Here is a 13,460-nt window from a genome sequence, read left to right on the forward strand (position 1 = left end):
GCGCGGGATCATTGGCCCGAACTGGTCTCCCCGGGCTGGCCGGAAGGCAGTTCGATAGGCTTCACCACGACCGGCGCGACGCCGTCTTCCTTCATGTCGAGCTTCTCCGCCACCTTGGGCGAAACGTCGACGATGCGGCCGCCAACGTAAGGGCCGCGGTCCCGCACTTCCACGACCTCGCTCTTGCCATTTTCCAGGTTGGTGACTTCCGCCTTCGTGCCAAGCGGCAGCGTCCTGCTGGCAGCGATGTTTTCATTCGGATTCATCGGCGTGCCATCCGCCATTTTCTTGCCTGCAAAACTGTTCGCATAATAAGACGCCTTGCCCTTGCGCGCCTTGCCCGAGCGGTCCAGCTTCTTGCCTGCGGGTTTGCTGCTGTCGGTCTTTCCCGCCTCGGCGGAAGCCGGGCCGGCGGCGCTCTTGCCATCGCTGTCGGCAAGAACCGGCAGGCTGAAGAGGGCGGCGCTTAACAGCATGATTCGAACAGTGTTCTTCTTTTTCGATTCGGTCAACACGGTGAACTCCAGGTTCAGAAAAGTTGACTCCCTGAAAGGTCTCGTTCCCCAATCGTTCGATGACCAAACAAGTTGAAAGTTTCGCCACGTTCCGCGCCGGCGTCTTGCAGGGCGGCATAGTATAGTTAGGCGCATGATCAGCCATGCCTATCCACGCCTTGCCTTTGTCGACCTGGAAACGAGCGGAGGTTCGGCATCCCAGGACAGAATCACGGAAATCGGCATCGTGCAGGTGGACCTGGATGGCGTCAGGGAATGGAGCACCCTGGTCAATCCCGGCGAAGCGATTCCGCTCTTCATCCAGCACCTGACCGGCATCACCGACGCGATGGTGAAGGACGCCCCCTCGTTCGCCGACGTCGCCGGGGAGGTGGCGGCGCTACTGGAAAACCGCCTCTTCATCGCGCATAACGCGCGCTTCGACTTCGGTTTCCTCGAGCATGAGTTCCGACGTGCAGGTCATCTCTTCCGGCCTCCGGTGCTGTGCAGCGTCCGCCTCTCGCGCCGGCTCTTTCCCGATGCGGAGCGGCACGGACTCGATGCGCTCGTCGCGCGCTTCCAATTGACCGTCACCGAACGCCATCGGGCGCTGGGCGATGCCCAGCTGATCCGCCAGTTCTGGGAGCACCTGCACGCGCTAGTGCCCGCGCAGGCGATCGAGTCCGCCGTCGGCTCGCTGACGTGGCGTCCGCGCCTTCCCCACCGCCTTGCTGCCCTGCAGGTCGAGAGCCTGCCCGCGCGTCCCGGCGCTTACGTCCTGCACGGAGAAGATGATGTTCCGCTCTACGTCGGCAAGGCGTCGAACCTTCGCGCGGTCGTGATCGCGCAGGCAGGCGGCGCGCGTATGCCCGCCCGGCAGGCCCGCCTCATCGAACAGGTAAAGCGCGTGACATGGACCGAAACCGGCGGGAACGTCGGCGCGGAATTGCACCGTCTTGCGCTGCACCGATCGCTGCTTGCGGCGCCCCGGGAAGACGCGGGTAAAAGGCCGGTCGCCCCGCACCACGCCTGGCGCCTCGCCTCCCGCAAAGGCAGCCTGCTGCCGATGCTCGTCGACAGCAACGACATGTTCTTTGGCTACGACGCAGGATTGTTCGGCCTGTTCGACAGCGTCCGCCAGGCGCGCGACGCCTTGCGCCGGCTTTGCGACGAACACGGGCTTTGCCGGGTACGGCTAGGGTTGGAGAAGGGAACGGCAGGCGCCTCGTGCCTTGCCGGAAAATCAAACGACTCCGGCAAGGCCTGCATGGCCTGCGATGGGCGTGAGACGCAGCAGGAGCATGATGCGCGCTTGCGCGCCGCGCTCGCGCCCTTGCGCCTGCGCGAGTGGCCCTATCCGAGCGCGATCGCCATTCGCGAAGGCGAACGGCTGCACGTGATCAGCGGCTGGGCATTCCAGGGATCGGCGCCCGACATGGATGGCGCGCTTGTCCTTGCGTCGAAGGGCCGCGAAGCTTTCGACGCCGACGTCTACCGCTTCCTCGCGGACCTGCTCGAGCGCGGCGAAGCTGACATCGTCGAGCTCGACAAATAGTGTCCCGCGGCCTCGCCGCGCTTGTATCCTTGTCTTCCCGGCTCGGCGCCATTTAGTTCGTCATTACCTTGCGCCGCCTACCGCTCAAGAGTGTCGCAATCCTGCACCTGTTGTTTCCGCGCAGATGCAACGTCCGCGAAATGCGTCTACCATTCAGCAGGATTGCCCGGCGGGATCGTCTTGCCAGGGCTCCAGCTTCGACTTTTGAATCATGACCACCGCATTGCATTTCCTCGTCGTCGATGATTTCTCGACGATGAGAAGAATCGTTTCCAACCTCCTGAAGGAACTGGGTTACACCAAGATCAGCGAAGCCGAAGATGGCGAGAAGGCCCTGAAGCTTCTGCAATCGACTGACGCGGTGCATCCCATCAACTTTGTCGTTACCGACTGGAACATGCCGGTGATGGATGGCCTGACCCTCCTGCAGAACATCCGCGGCGGTCCGGCCAAGGACCTGCCGGTGCTGATGGTGACTGCGGAAGCAAAGAAGGAAAACATCATCGCGGCGGCCCAGGCTGGCGCGGACGGCTACGTGGTCAAGCCTTTCAATGCCGCCACGCTGAAAGAGAAGCTCGACAAGATCATGAGCAAGAAAGGATTGGCATGAGCGACCAGGCCGCTTCGGACAGCAAGGAGGTCGTCTTCGACCGTCTTGGGCACCTCGTCCGTTCACTCCACGATACCCTGCGGGAAATGGGTGCGGATGCCGTGCTCTCCGAGGCCGCCGTCGAATTTCCCTCCGCCCGCGAACGCCTGCTGCATATTGGCCAGCTGACCGAACGCGCCGCCAATACCGTCCTTACCCGGGTCGAGGAATGCCTGCCGGTGCAGGACAGGCTGATCGCCCGGGCGCAAGCCTTGCGTGACGCCCCGCCGTCCGCCGAGGAAACCACCGGCTTCCTGGCAGAGGTGGAACAGTCGTGCGTGATCACGCGCGCCAAGCTATCGGACATGATGATGGCGCAAGACTTCCAGGACCTGACAGGCCAGCTCATCAAGAAAGTGGTGACCGTCCTGGAACGCACCGAGCAAGACCTGCTCCGTCTGCTGATCGACGCCGCGCCGCCGGGCACGATCTCGGAGGTCAAGAAGGAAGAGTTGATGGCCGGGCCGGGCGCGCCGGGCAGCGTCGCGCTCGAACAGGGCGACGTCGACGACCTGCTTGCCGATCTTGGCTTCTGAAAAAGCGCCTGGCTCCGTATTTGGTCATGATCATGCCTTGGCTCAAGTCAAGGCACTTTCCGGTTCAGTCTTGTCTATAGTTCAATAGGCCAACGGCGGCATCTCCGCGTTGGTCCGTTTCCTATGGACGAAGAACATGGCTAATCCGCCCGATCGACCCAAGCATTTCTCGATGATCCGCAGTTTTCACCTTGCGGATTTTTTCACCCTCGGCAACGCCGCGTGCGGCATCCTTTCCATCTTCCTTGCCATGAATTACATGGCATCGGGATCGGTCGGCAGCTTCCTCACGGCCGCCGCCATGGCGCCGCTAGCCCTCTTGTTCGACGTGTTCGACGGCCGGATCGCGCGCTGGCGCAACCAGCATTCTCCGCTAGGTCGTGAACTCGACTCGCTTGCCGACGTAATTTCCTTCGGCGTCTCGCCCGCCGTGCTGGGCTATGCCGCCGGCTTGCGCGCCCCGCTCGACTGGGCGGTGCTGATCTATTTCGTCTGCTGCGGCGTCAGCCGGCTGGCCCGTTACAACGTGACGGCGGAAAGCCTGTCGGGCGACAGCGGCAAGGTGGCGTATTTCGAAGGCACGCCGATCCCCACGAGCGTGCTGCTGACCGCGGTACTCGCCCTGGCCGCATGGCAGGGCAGGGTGGGCGAACAACTATGGGGAGGCGCATGGATGGCGGGCGGCATGGCACTGCATCCGCTGGTCCTGCTGTTTGGCTTGTCCGGCACGCTCATGATCAGCAAGACGCTGCGCATTCCCAAGCTATAGCGCGGACTTAGTCCCGGCTCAGGCCTTGTCTTCCTTGTCGTTCCTGGTGTCCGGGGCGCTTTCCTGCTCACGCTTTTCCTGATCGCGCTTTTCCTGTTCCGCCTCGCGCCGCTTCTGGATGTTCGCGATCTTCAAGGCCAGCGCCGCCGCTTCTTCCGCCGGCACTCCCTCGGTCCTCCGCTCGTACTCGCGTTCGCTGCGCCTGATGTGGCGGTCCTCTTCCATCTCCGCTTCGCCGGGAAGGTCGACCTGCAATTCATCGATCAGCATCAACGCGGCAGCCGCCACCGGCAGCGCGAGCAGGGCGCCGACGATGCCCATGAGCGTGCCGCCTGTGATGAGGGCGAACAGGATGACCGATGAAGGCAGACGCAGGGCCCTGCCATACACCAGCGGGATGATGATGCGGCTTTCGAATTCTTCGTAGGAGAGAAGGATTACGAACACGACGAATGCGGTCATCGGGCTGACGGTGAAGGCCGCCGCGACCGCGGGACCCATCGTGAGGAAGGCGCCGATGAAGGGCAGCATGTCGGCCAGGCCGCCGAACACCGCCAGGGCCAGGGCGTTGGGGACCCCGGCGAACTTCAGCACGAAGAATAGGAACACCGTCATCATGAACGTCGTGATGAGCTGTCCCCGGATGTAGCCGCCGACGATGGTCTGCAGGTTCAGGATGATGCGGGACAGGCGGATATGGTGGGCGCGCGGCACGACGGCGAACATCGCGCCCCGCAGGCGGTCGCGGTCGATCATGATGTACAGCGCCAGGAAGATGGCGCCCGCGGCGTAGGCCACGAATTGAAGCACGCGCGTCGACACCGCCACCACCGTCGCCGCCGACGAGCTGATCAGGGAATCGTAGCGCACGTTGCGCAAGGTGTCGGACAGCGCCGAGGCCAGTGGGACTCCCGCAAGCATGTCGGCAAGGTGGTTGCGCAAGGCAGGCTCGTGCGCCACCAGGCTCTTGACCTGGGCCATGAAGGCGGGAACCGTCAGGAACGACAGCAGCAGGATGCTGACGAACAGCAAGGTAAAGACGACCGCAATGGCGCCGAACCGCTTCAATCCCTTCTGCTCCAGCGCTTCCACCACCGGACTGAATGTTCCCACCAGGAACAGCGCGGTCACGAGGACAAGGATCACCGGCACCAGCTTGACGAGCGTCCACACGCCTACCAGCACCAGCACCATCCATATCATGCTGGCAATGGAAATCTCCACCTTCATGGTGGCTGGCGCGTCCTGCGAGGATGCCTTGCCCGCGGAGGGTTGTGCTTGCATGGTTTGCCGGTTCTCCTATGGTCTCGAAGGCGCGGGGGAAATGCGCGTTCGCATGAATTTCGTCTTGCTTCGGGTCATTGCCCGCGACGGGACGCTTTCTGCTTTCTGACTTCAGCCTTGTCCCACGCGGCGTTGCGCCGCATGGCAGGTCTGCCTTCGGGGCCGTCAGCCGGCCGCGGCAATGATGCGTTTGATGGCAAGGCAGGAATCGGATTGCGCGAACCTTTCCATCCGTCCTGCTAAAGGGATAGACACAAGAACGTACAAAATGTCACAGCAATTCCTTGCCTTGGCTCCTATACTGAAATTTCCATAGTTAAAGAGACCCGTGATGGATACCTGCCAAATCTTCGTTCTGCGCCCCGCGACCAAGCCTGCCAGGAACGAGGAAACTCTTCCCGCGCTGAATGCGATGACCAGCGACGGCGTGATGCATTTGCCGCGCGAAAGCAACGGCGCAAAGATCTACGACTTGCGGACACGTGCCGCGCTGCATCGCTCCGACCTCGCCAAGGAAGGCGGTCTGCAGACTTCTCCGCTCGGCATCGACGGCCGCTGCTGAAGACATGGGGCGCCAGGGGATGGATGCCGGCGGCCCCGTTCCTTCGGCGCGGGCTCAGCCCAGCGGATTGACCATGAATGCCGGCATCTCTTCCCCACCCGCCTCGCATGCCAGGAAACGATCGGCGACGTCCAGCGCCTCGGCGATCGTGATATGCATGTCGAGGTAACGATATGTCCCAAGGCGGCCGATGAATGTCGTGTCGCGTTCCGCGGAGGCCAGTTCGACGTATTGCTTTAGCTGGGTCTTCTCCTTCGCAAGGCGGATCGGATAGTAGGGAATGTCCGTCTCTTCGCAGAACCGGCTGTACTCCTTGTAGATCAATGACCTTTCGTGGGTCTCCCATGGCGAGAAGTGCTTGTGCTCCGAGATGCGCGTCCAGGGCACATCCTCGTCGCAATAGTTGATCACCGGATTGCCCTGGTAATCGCCGACGTGTCTTTCGGTCTCGAAATCGAGGGTGCGGTATCCCAGCCTTCCCTGGCTGTGGTTGAACCAGGTATCGATCGGGCCGCTGTAGAAAAGGTGATCATAGTCCGCCGCCATGCTGCGCTCGAAGCTGGTGTTCAGGTGAACCTTGATGGCCGGATGATCCAGCATCTTCTCGACGATGTAGGTATAGCCATTCTTCGGCATGCCCTGGTACTTGCTGGGGTAGTAGTTGTCATCGTAGTTGAAGCGCACCGGCAGCCGGCGCAGGATGCTGGCGGGCAGCTCGGAAGGATGCATGCCCCACTGCTTGGTGGTGTAGCCCTTGAAGAATGCCTCATACAGGTCGCGCCCGACGAAGCGCAGCGCCTGCTCCTCGAAGGTCTGCGGATCGGTGATGCTCTGGTCGCCGATCGATGCCATGAATTCCTCGGCTTCGCGCGGGTTGAAGGTCTTGCCGAAAAACTGGTTGATGGTCAGCAGGTTGACGGGCAATGAAAAGACCCGTCCCTTCGTGATGGCCTTGACGCGGTTGACAAAGGGCATGAATTCATCGAAGCGCTGGACGTATTCCCAGACCCTCTCGTTGCTCGTGTGGAAGATGTGCGGTCCGTACACATGTACCATCACGCCCGTTTCGGCGTCGCGCTCCGAATGGCAGTTGCCGGCGACATGCGAGCGCGATTCAAAGATATCGATGCGGTAATCCCGTTGCGCCAGTTCGTGCGCGATGACCGCGCCGGAAAATCCGGCGCCAACGATTCCAATTCTCTTTTTCAATCTGAACCTTTCATGATGGACGGTTGCCATGCGCCGCCCGGCGCAGGCGCAGCTTGTTGCTCAAGTCTATGCCGCATGTCCTGGCGTGCGCTTGAGGCGAAGCAGGAAACGCGTGGAAGTTAGGGCGTACTGTTTGTCGCAGCTAAAGCGCACGTCAGGACATGCGCATGGACATGAGGAGTTAGAGATGGACATCGAGTTCAACGACGCCGGCAACGTCGAGACAAATGGCACGGGCTGGCTGGTCGGCTTCGGCCCCTGGCTGCAGGACGCCGCGACGGGACCTGCCTTGCGCTACATGCCGCAGGATGCGTGCGCCCGGTCCTTGTGCGTGAAATGGATGCGCCACGTCAAGGGCGACCCGCTGGGCAGCGGCAAGCCCGTCAGCGAGGGCAGGACGATTTCCTTCCTGGTGAGCGAGACCGGCCGTTTCCGCCTGCAGTTTTCTCCCGAGCCCGGCTTTCCGGAAGGGCAGGTAGTCGAGCACGTGCTGGAGAAGCAAGGCCAGTTCTCCGCTTGGGGCGAGGGCGTTTACCATCGCTGGTTCGTGGACGAGGATTGCACCATCCTTACCCTGAGATGGATCCCCGGCTGACGCGAGGGTTTCTTTCTGCGCAAGTTGCCGCACCGATTTTTTGACTCGCTTTAAGAGTGCTTTGTTTTTCCGGTTTTCCTACGCGTTGAAGGGGTACATTCCGATTCCCCGGCAACGGAGCCACGCTTATAGTGAGTTCCATCAACGGCCATACGGTAGGAGAAAACCATGAGCGACGACGCAGACATCGCAGAAGAAAACATCGAACTCGACCGCCTCGCGGCGATCGAGGCATGCCGCCGCCAGCCCAGCATGCCCGCCAAGGGCGCCTGCTGGTTCTGCGACGAACCTTTGCCCCCCTTGCAGAAATTCTGCGACAGCGATTGTGCCTTCGACTTCGAGCGAGAGCAGGCCGCGCTGATGCGCGCGGGGCGTTCCCGTCCCGGCGGCGAGTTGCGTGCGGAGTAAGATGTTTCGAAGAACCTGGCCGGCGCGGGCCTGTCCTAGTGGTCGGGATGGCAATGCAATGCGGCATTGCCCGATATCGGAACCATGACATGAATCATCAGCTCGACAGCGTCTTGCGCTACCTGAGGGACAACGGGCTAAAGGTCGTCACCGCGGAATCCTGCACCGCCGGCCTGATCGCGTCGACCCTGGCCGAACAGCCCGGCGTGGGGCCCATCCTGGAATGCGCCTTCGTCACTTATTCTGTCGACGCCAAGGTTGGCGTGCTCGGCGTCAGCAAGGAAACCATCGACCGCTGCAACCTGACCAGCGAAGAGGTCGCGCGTGAAATGGCGGAAGGAGCCCTTCGTATCAGCCACGCCAACCTTGCCTTGTCGGACACCGGACTGGCCGGGCCATCGAACGGCGACAGCGACATTCCCGTCGGCACGGTATGTTTCGGCTGGTCGTTCCAGATCGGCGACACCGACGTGAGAACCTTCACCGAAACCCGGAAGTTCGATGGCGAGCGCAACGAAATCCGCAAGCAGAGTGCCGACTACGCCATCAGCCGCATCTGGCATTATCACAACGAGCTGACCGGCTCCGGCAAGTAGCGCGCGGCCACCCGCCTCGGCGGGAAGGCTGAATGGCCGGCCACGCCTATGCTGAAAATGCTCTAGAGTGTCGGGCATCTGCTTTTCCAGGAATGCAATGATGCACGAGCATGACAGCGAAGAACCCGTCGAATTGTCCGAGAAGCCATGGATCTCGCTGGGAACGACCTACGACGTCGAGGCATGGATAGACAGCTACAACCGCGACTTGCGGCGGGTCGTGGTCAATCCGCGGCTGACGGGTTATGGCATTTGCTTCAGCCTAGGGCACGGCGGCGACATCTACCTGCATACCGATGCGGAGGGTAACGTCGTGCTTGACGTGACCGAGGAAGCGGACTGGGTCACGCCGCTGCTCACCGCCGCCACGGGCGTCGCGGCGCCCGCCGGCCGCATCTGGACGCTGCCGGGCGACCGCCTCACCCAGCTCGTGCTCGGGCTCGATCCATTGATCGCCCGGACCCGCCTCGTCCTTGCCCATGATTTCCGCATGAAGAAAGGCTGGCAGTAGGCTTGCGGAAACCCCCGGAGGCACCGGGCGCTACAGCAGGCCCGCCCCATGCGCAAGCGTTTCCCGGTTCAAGGGAACGCTTGTTGTTCAATGGCAACGAGCTCTCGTGACTATCCTGAAATTCAGGATGCCTTATTCGGCCCCAGCGACTAATATTTCTTCGCAGACAAAAGGCAATACAACAACATCGTCCTCGTGCGCCTTCCCGAAGGCCGCACCGGGACACATCGCCTTTGTGCCGCAGCTTGCGCCGAAAGCCATCTGCGCATTCATCCATGCCAAGATCCAGGGAGAGAGCAATGAAGTCAGTCCAGCAGGAAATCGACGAACGGACCGCCCTAACGGCGAACAACAAGTTCGAATTGATGCTTTTCCGCCTTGGCAGGGCGGCGGGCGCCGACCATAGCGACCTCTATGGCATCAACGTCTTCAAGCTGCGCGAGATCGTCGCCATGCCGACCATCAATTCCATCGCGAACTCGCCGCCCCACGTGCTTGGCGTGGTCAATGTCCGCGGCCAGATCATCACCGTCATCGACCTGCCGTCGGTGCTCGGCTGCACGCCGGCCACCGGCCTCAACATTCTCCTGATCACCGAATACGCGCGTACCACCCAGGCGTTCGCCGTGGAAGCGGTGGACGAGATCGTGCGCCTTGAATGGAGCCAGGTCCGGCCGGCCGTCGGCGCCGCCGCGGGCAACGGCACGGTGACGAGCATCGCCCAGCTCGATACCGACGTCCACAATACCCGTCTCGCCCAGGTGCTGGACGTGGAACAGATCCTGCGTTCGGTGCTGCCGCCGAAGGACGAGGACGTGAGCCCCGAAAAGGTCGGGCCGCAGGTCAGCCTGAGCGACGACAGCTTCATCCTCGCCGCCGACGACTCCGCTTCGGCGCGGATGCTGATCGAACAGAGCCTGCAGGCCATCGGCGCGAAATACGTCATGACCAAGTCCGGGAAGGAAGCCTGGGAACGCCTGCACGACATCGCGGAAGAAGCCGCGAAGGAAGGCAGGACGGTGCGCGACAAGGTGGCGATGGTCCTGTCCGACCTCGAAATGCCGGAAATGGATGGATTCACCCTCACCCGCAACATCAAGGGCGATCCGCGTTTCCAGTCCATTCCGGTGGTCATCCATTCCTCCCTTTCCGGTTCGACCAACGAACAGCATGTGAAGAGCGTCGGTGCCAATGGCTACGTCGCCAAGTTCAATGCGGAAGAACTGACCGGCATCATCCGCCGGATCGTCAGCGGCGCGCCGGCCTGAGGCCTGAGCCCCGTTCCTGCCGCCGTACCCCACGCCTCGCCGGCATGCAATCCGGCAAGGCGTGCAATAAACCAAACGCGGGGTGCACGGTCAAACGTGCGGCAGGAATGCAGCCGATGTCTACGCTCGGCCACCAGGGCAAGCCATTTTCCTGCCGATGACGAACGGGGGGACGATTGGCATTCACCTTGCCGCCGGCACGCATGCTGCTGCGGGACAAGCACCGCTGGCTGAAAAGACGCCTCGGTTTTCTCGAAGGCACCTGGCGCGAACTCCTGTCGTGGCCATTGGGCTTTCTCGTCCTCGCCGTGCTGGGCTGGGCGCTGCTGCTCATCCGCCTGGAAGACGAACGCCGCGACATCGAACGCTTCGCCCTCAAGGAAAGCGCCACGCTGGCGCAAGCCTACGCCGACCACCTGGCCCGTTCCATCGACGCCATCGACCAGGTCGCCCTCTTCGTCAAGTTTGCCTGGAATGCCGCCGGCAACACGCTGTCCCTGGAGAACATGCGCCAGGAAGGCTTGTTCCCCGCCTCGGAACTGGTGCTCGTCTCTGTCGTCGACAAGGAAGGGCGGCCGCTGACCAGCACCCAGCCCATCGACCGCAGCGTGAACGTGGCGGACCGCGACCATTTCAAGGCTCACCTCGAACGCAAGGACGATTCCCTTTTCATCAGCGAACCCGTGGTCGGGCGCCTCTCCGGAAAGACCGTCATCCAGTTTTCCCGCAAGCTCACGGACCGCGCCGGCAGCTTCAACGGCGTGGTCGTGGTGTCGGTCAGCCCGGAATACTTCGCCTTGTCCTTCGAGGCGGGGCCGCTCACTGTCGATGACATGCTCGCGGCGGTCGGCACGGAAGGAACGATCCGCGTGTCGCGCATCGGCAAGGCGGTCGAGTCGCCGGGGTTCCACGTGCTGCGCCAGATGCCCGCCGTCAAATCGCACTCCGGCAGCATCAAGCTCAATGGCAGCTGGTTTACCGACAACCGCGTCCGGTTCGTCAGCTGGAATGCCGTTCCCGGCCAACCCGACATGCTGGCGGTGGTCGGGCGCGACGAATACGACCAGCTACTGCCCTACGAGGAAGCGCGTGCCTCGTCGATACGCCTCGCGGTGCTGGCCACCCTGATCGCCGCCGTGATCACCGCCTATGCCACCGTATCCGCGGCCCGGCTTGCCCACATCCGCCATCACGCCCGCACGGTGAACGACGCCTACCGCCTTGCCACCGAAACCGCGAGCGACGCCTTCTACATCCTCGAAGCCATCGACGATGCCGACGGCAACATCGTGGATTTCGAGACCGTCGACTGCAACGAGCGCGGCGCGCAGCTGGTGGGGCGCGAACGCGCCGACCTGCTCGGTTTGCGGGTATCCGCCATGTATGCGCCGCGGCATTTCAAGCCGGCGATGGTGACTTTCCTGCGCGCCATGCAGGACGGCGTGTACGAAGACGACTACGAGGTGCCGAAAGGCAGTGTCATCCATGCGCGGTGGGCGCACCGCCGTCTGGTGCGTTCCGGCAGGAGCCTGGCGGTCACGGTGCGCGACATTACGCAGACCAAGCAGCATATCGACGAGCTGGAGCGGCGCGGGCACGAGGACGCGCTGACCGCGCTGCACAACCGCCATTGGCTTCATGGTTTCCTGCCGCGGGCGCTGGAGGAAAGCGGCAGGCAAGACGAAATGATGGCGCTGCTCTACATCGACATCGACGGTTTCAAGGCAGTCAACGACACCATGGGCCACGCCGCCGGCGATGAATTGCTGCGCATCGCCGCTTCCCGCCTCAAGTCCATCATTCGTCCGCAGGACAAGGCGGTGCGCCTCGGCGGCGATGAGTTCCTCATCATGATGCAGCGGCTGCGGCACGACACCGAGGCCGCCCAGGTAGCGCAGCGCGTGGTCGAGTTGTTCAGCGAAAAGTTCAAGCTCAGCCAGGGCGTGCACGCGGTCGGCGTCTCGGTGGGCGTGAGCCTGTTTCCCAAGGATGGCGCGGATGCCAAGACCTTGCTGCAGAATGCCGACGTCGCGATGTACTCGGCCAAGCAGAGCGGCAAGGGGCAGTTCCGTTTCTACGATCCGGCCTTCTACGACGACCTGCGCAGCCGCCTGCGCACCGAGCGCATGCTGCGCGAGGCGGTCGAGTCCGACCAGTTCGTGATCCACTACCAGCCGCGCGTGGACGTGGAAACCGGGCGGGTCTGCGGCCTGGAAGCGCTGGTGCGCTGGAATCATCCGGAAGAAGGCCTGATGGAGCCGCTGCGCTTCATCCACATCGCGGAAGAGACCGGCCTCATCCACAGCCTGGGCCGGACAGCGATCGAAAAGGTGTGCGCCCAGCTCGCGAGCTGGGCCGAGGCCAACCAGAAATGCGTGCCGGTATCGATCAACGTCTCGCCGCGCCAGTTCCAGGAAGGCAGCGTCAAGCGGGTGCTCGAGGCATCCCTGAACCGCCATCACGTTCTGCCGGAGATGGTGGAAATCGAGGTCACGGAAAATTCGATGATGGGCGAGACCGAAGACATTTCCCAGGAAATGGACGCCCTGCAGACGCTCGGCGTGAAGCTCCTGGTCGACGACTTCGGCACCGGCTATTCCTCGTTGTCGCAATTGCAGCGCCTGGACATGGATGGCCTGAAGATCGACCGCGCCTTCACCTCCGAACTGGGCCGGTCCAAGGAAGGGGAAATCCTGTTCACCGCCATCGTCACCATGGCGCATGCGCTCGGCATGCGCGTGGTCGCGGAAGGGGTGGAAACCCTGGAGCAGGCCAGGATACTGAAGCGTCTCGGATGCGACGAGATCCAGGGTTACTATGTGTCGCGGCCCGTGCCGGCGAACGAGGTGCCGCCCCTCATCGAGCGGCGGATCCGGCTCGCGGCATGAGGGCGGGCGGCCGTCCGGCACGGCCATAATATTGACTTTGCACAAGTTGGCTGGTTTGCGCTAAGTCATGATAGGTGCTCGATTCCTTGAGCCAACCGCCATGCCATGAGCCACAGCGCACTCCAGACGTCTCCTT

Annotated in this window: 14 protein-coding genes; 11 read left to right on the forward strand and 3 right to left on the reverse strand. The window is 62.5% G+C overall.

The window, feature by feature from the left end:
* Nucleotides 1–8 precede the first annotated feature (8 nt).
* Entirely contained in the window at nt 9–476 is a 468-nt protein-coding gene (locus tag G3574_RS23715; RefSeq protein ID WP_163968016.1) for a septal ring lytic transglycosylase RlpA family protein, read from the reverse strand.
* 172 nt (nt 477–648) lie between these two features.
* Here G3574_RS23715 and G3574_RS23720 point away from each other — a divergent pair, with 172 nt between their 5' ends.
* From G3574_RS23720 to pssA, 4 genes are all read left to right on the forward strand, one after another.
* A complete protein-coding gene (locus tag G3574_RS23720; RefSeq protein WP_163968017.1) occupies nt 649–2,049 on the forward strand; it encodes an exonuclease domain-containing protein in 1,401 nt (466 codons plus the stop codon).
* 211 nt (nt 2,050–2,260) lie between these two features.
* Nucleotides 2,261–2,659, forward strand: coding sequence for a response regulator (locus G3574_RS23725; protein WP_163968018.1), 399 nt, complete (start codon nt 2,261–2,263; stop codon nt 2,657–2,659).
* Nucleotides 2,656–3,234 (forward strand): protein phosphatase CheZ, encoded by a 579-nt coding sequence (locus tag G3574_RS23730; protein ID WP_163968019.1) that lies wholly within the window; start codon nt 2,656–2,658, stop codon nt 3,232–3,234. Before G3574_RS23725 ends, G3574_RS23730 begins: the two co-directional genes overlap by 4 nt.
* A 136-nt stretch (nt 3,235–3,370) precedes the next feature.
* A complete protein-coding gene (gene pssA / locus G3574_RS23735) occupies nt 3,371–4,003 on the forward strand; it encodes a CDP-diacylglycerol--serine O-phosphatidyltransferase (RefSeq protein ID WP_163968020.1) in 633 nt (210 codons plus the stop codon).
* An 18-nt stretch (nt 4,004–4,021) separates the two neighbouring features.
* Here the strand turns inward: pssA and G3574_RS23740 are convergent, their stop codons facing one another.
* The gene (locus G3574_RS23740; RefSeq protein WP_163968021.1) at nt 4,022–5,287 is read right to left on the reverse strand and encodes an AI-2E family transporter; all 1,266 of its coding nucleotides are present in this window, start codon (nt 5,285–5,287) and stop codon (nt 4,022–4,024) included.
* A 331-nt stretch (nt 5,288–5,618) separates the two neighbouring features.
* Between G3574_RS23740 and G3574_RS23745 the strand changes: the two genes are divergently transcribed.
* A complete protein-coding gene (locus tag G3574_RS23745) occupies nt 5,619–5,849 on the forward strand; it encodes a hypothetical protein (protein ID WP_163968022.1) in 231 nt (76 codons plus the stop codon).
* 54 nt (nt 5,850–5,903) lie between these two features.
* On the opposite strand, the gene glf is transcribed toward G3574_RS23745, so the two are convergent.
* A complete protein-coding gene (gene glf / locus G3574_RS23750) occupies nt 5,904–7,058 on the reverse strand; it encodes a UDP-galactopyranose mutase (protein WP_235953590.1) in 1,155 nt (384 codons plus the stop codon).
* Nucleotides 7,059–7,245: 187 nt separating this feature from the next.
* On the opposite strand from glf, the gene G3574_RS23755 reads away from it, so the two are divergent.
* From G3574_RS23755 to G3574_RS23780, 6 genes are all read left to right on the forward strand, one after another.
* Nucleotides 7,246–7,653, forward strand: a complete 408-nt coding sequence (locus G3574_RS23755; protein ID WP_163968024.1) for a hypothetical protein — start codon at nt 7,246–7,248, stop codon at nt 7,651–7,653.
* 168 nt (nt 7,654–7,821) lie between these two features.
* On the forward strand, nt 7,822–8,061 hold the full coding sequence (locus G3574_RS23760; protein ID WP_163968025.1) for a hypothetical protein: 240 nt from the start codon (nt 7,822–7,824) through the stop codon (nt 8,059–8,061).
* An 89-nt stretch (nt 8,062–8,150) separates the two neighbouring features.
* Nucleotides 8,151–8,657 (forward strand): CinA family protein, encoded by a 507-nt coding sequence (locus tag G3574_RS23765; RefSeq protein ID WP_163968026.1) that lies wholly within the window; start codon nt 8,151–8,153, stop codon nt 8,655–8,657.
* 97 nt (nt 8,658–8,754) lie between these two features.
* Nucleotides 8,755–9,168, forward strand: a complete 414-nt coding sequence (locus G3574_RS23770) for a hypothetical protein (RefSeq protein WP_163968027.1) — start codon at nt 8,755–8,757, stop codon at nt 9,166–9,168.
* A 299-nt stretch (nt 9,169–9,467) separates the two neighbouring features.
* The gene (locus tag G3574_RS23775) at nt 9,468–10,436 is read left to right on the forward strand and encodes a chemotaxis protein (RefSeq protein ID WP_163968028.1); all 969 of its coding nucleotides are present in this window, start codon (nt 9,468–9,470) and stop codon (nt 10,434–10,436) included.
* Nucleotides 10,437–10,612: 176 nt separating this feature from the next.
* The gene (locus G3574_RS23780; RefSeq protein ID WP_163968029.1) at nt 10,613–13,324 is read left to right on the forward strand and encodes a bifunctional diguanylate cyclase/phosphodiesterase; all 2,712 of its coding nucleotides are present in this window, start codon (nt 10,613–10,615) and stop codon (nt 13,322–13,324) included.
* The last annotated feature ends 136 nt before the right edge of the window (nt 13,325–13,460 follow it).

It is taken from the genome of Noviherbaspirillum galbum (assembly GCF_010974945.1).
GTDB lineage: Bacteria > Pseudomonadota > Gammaproteobacteria > Burkholderiales > Burkholderiaceae_D > Noviherbaspirillum > Noviherbaspirillum galbum.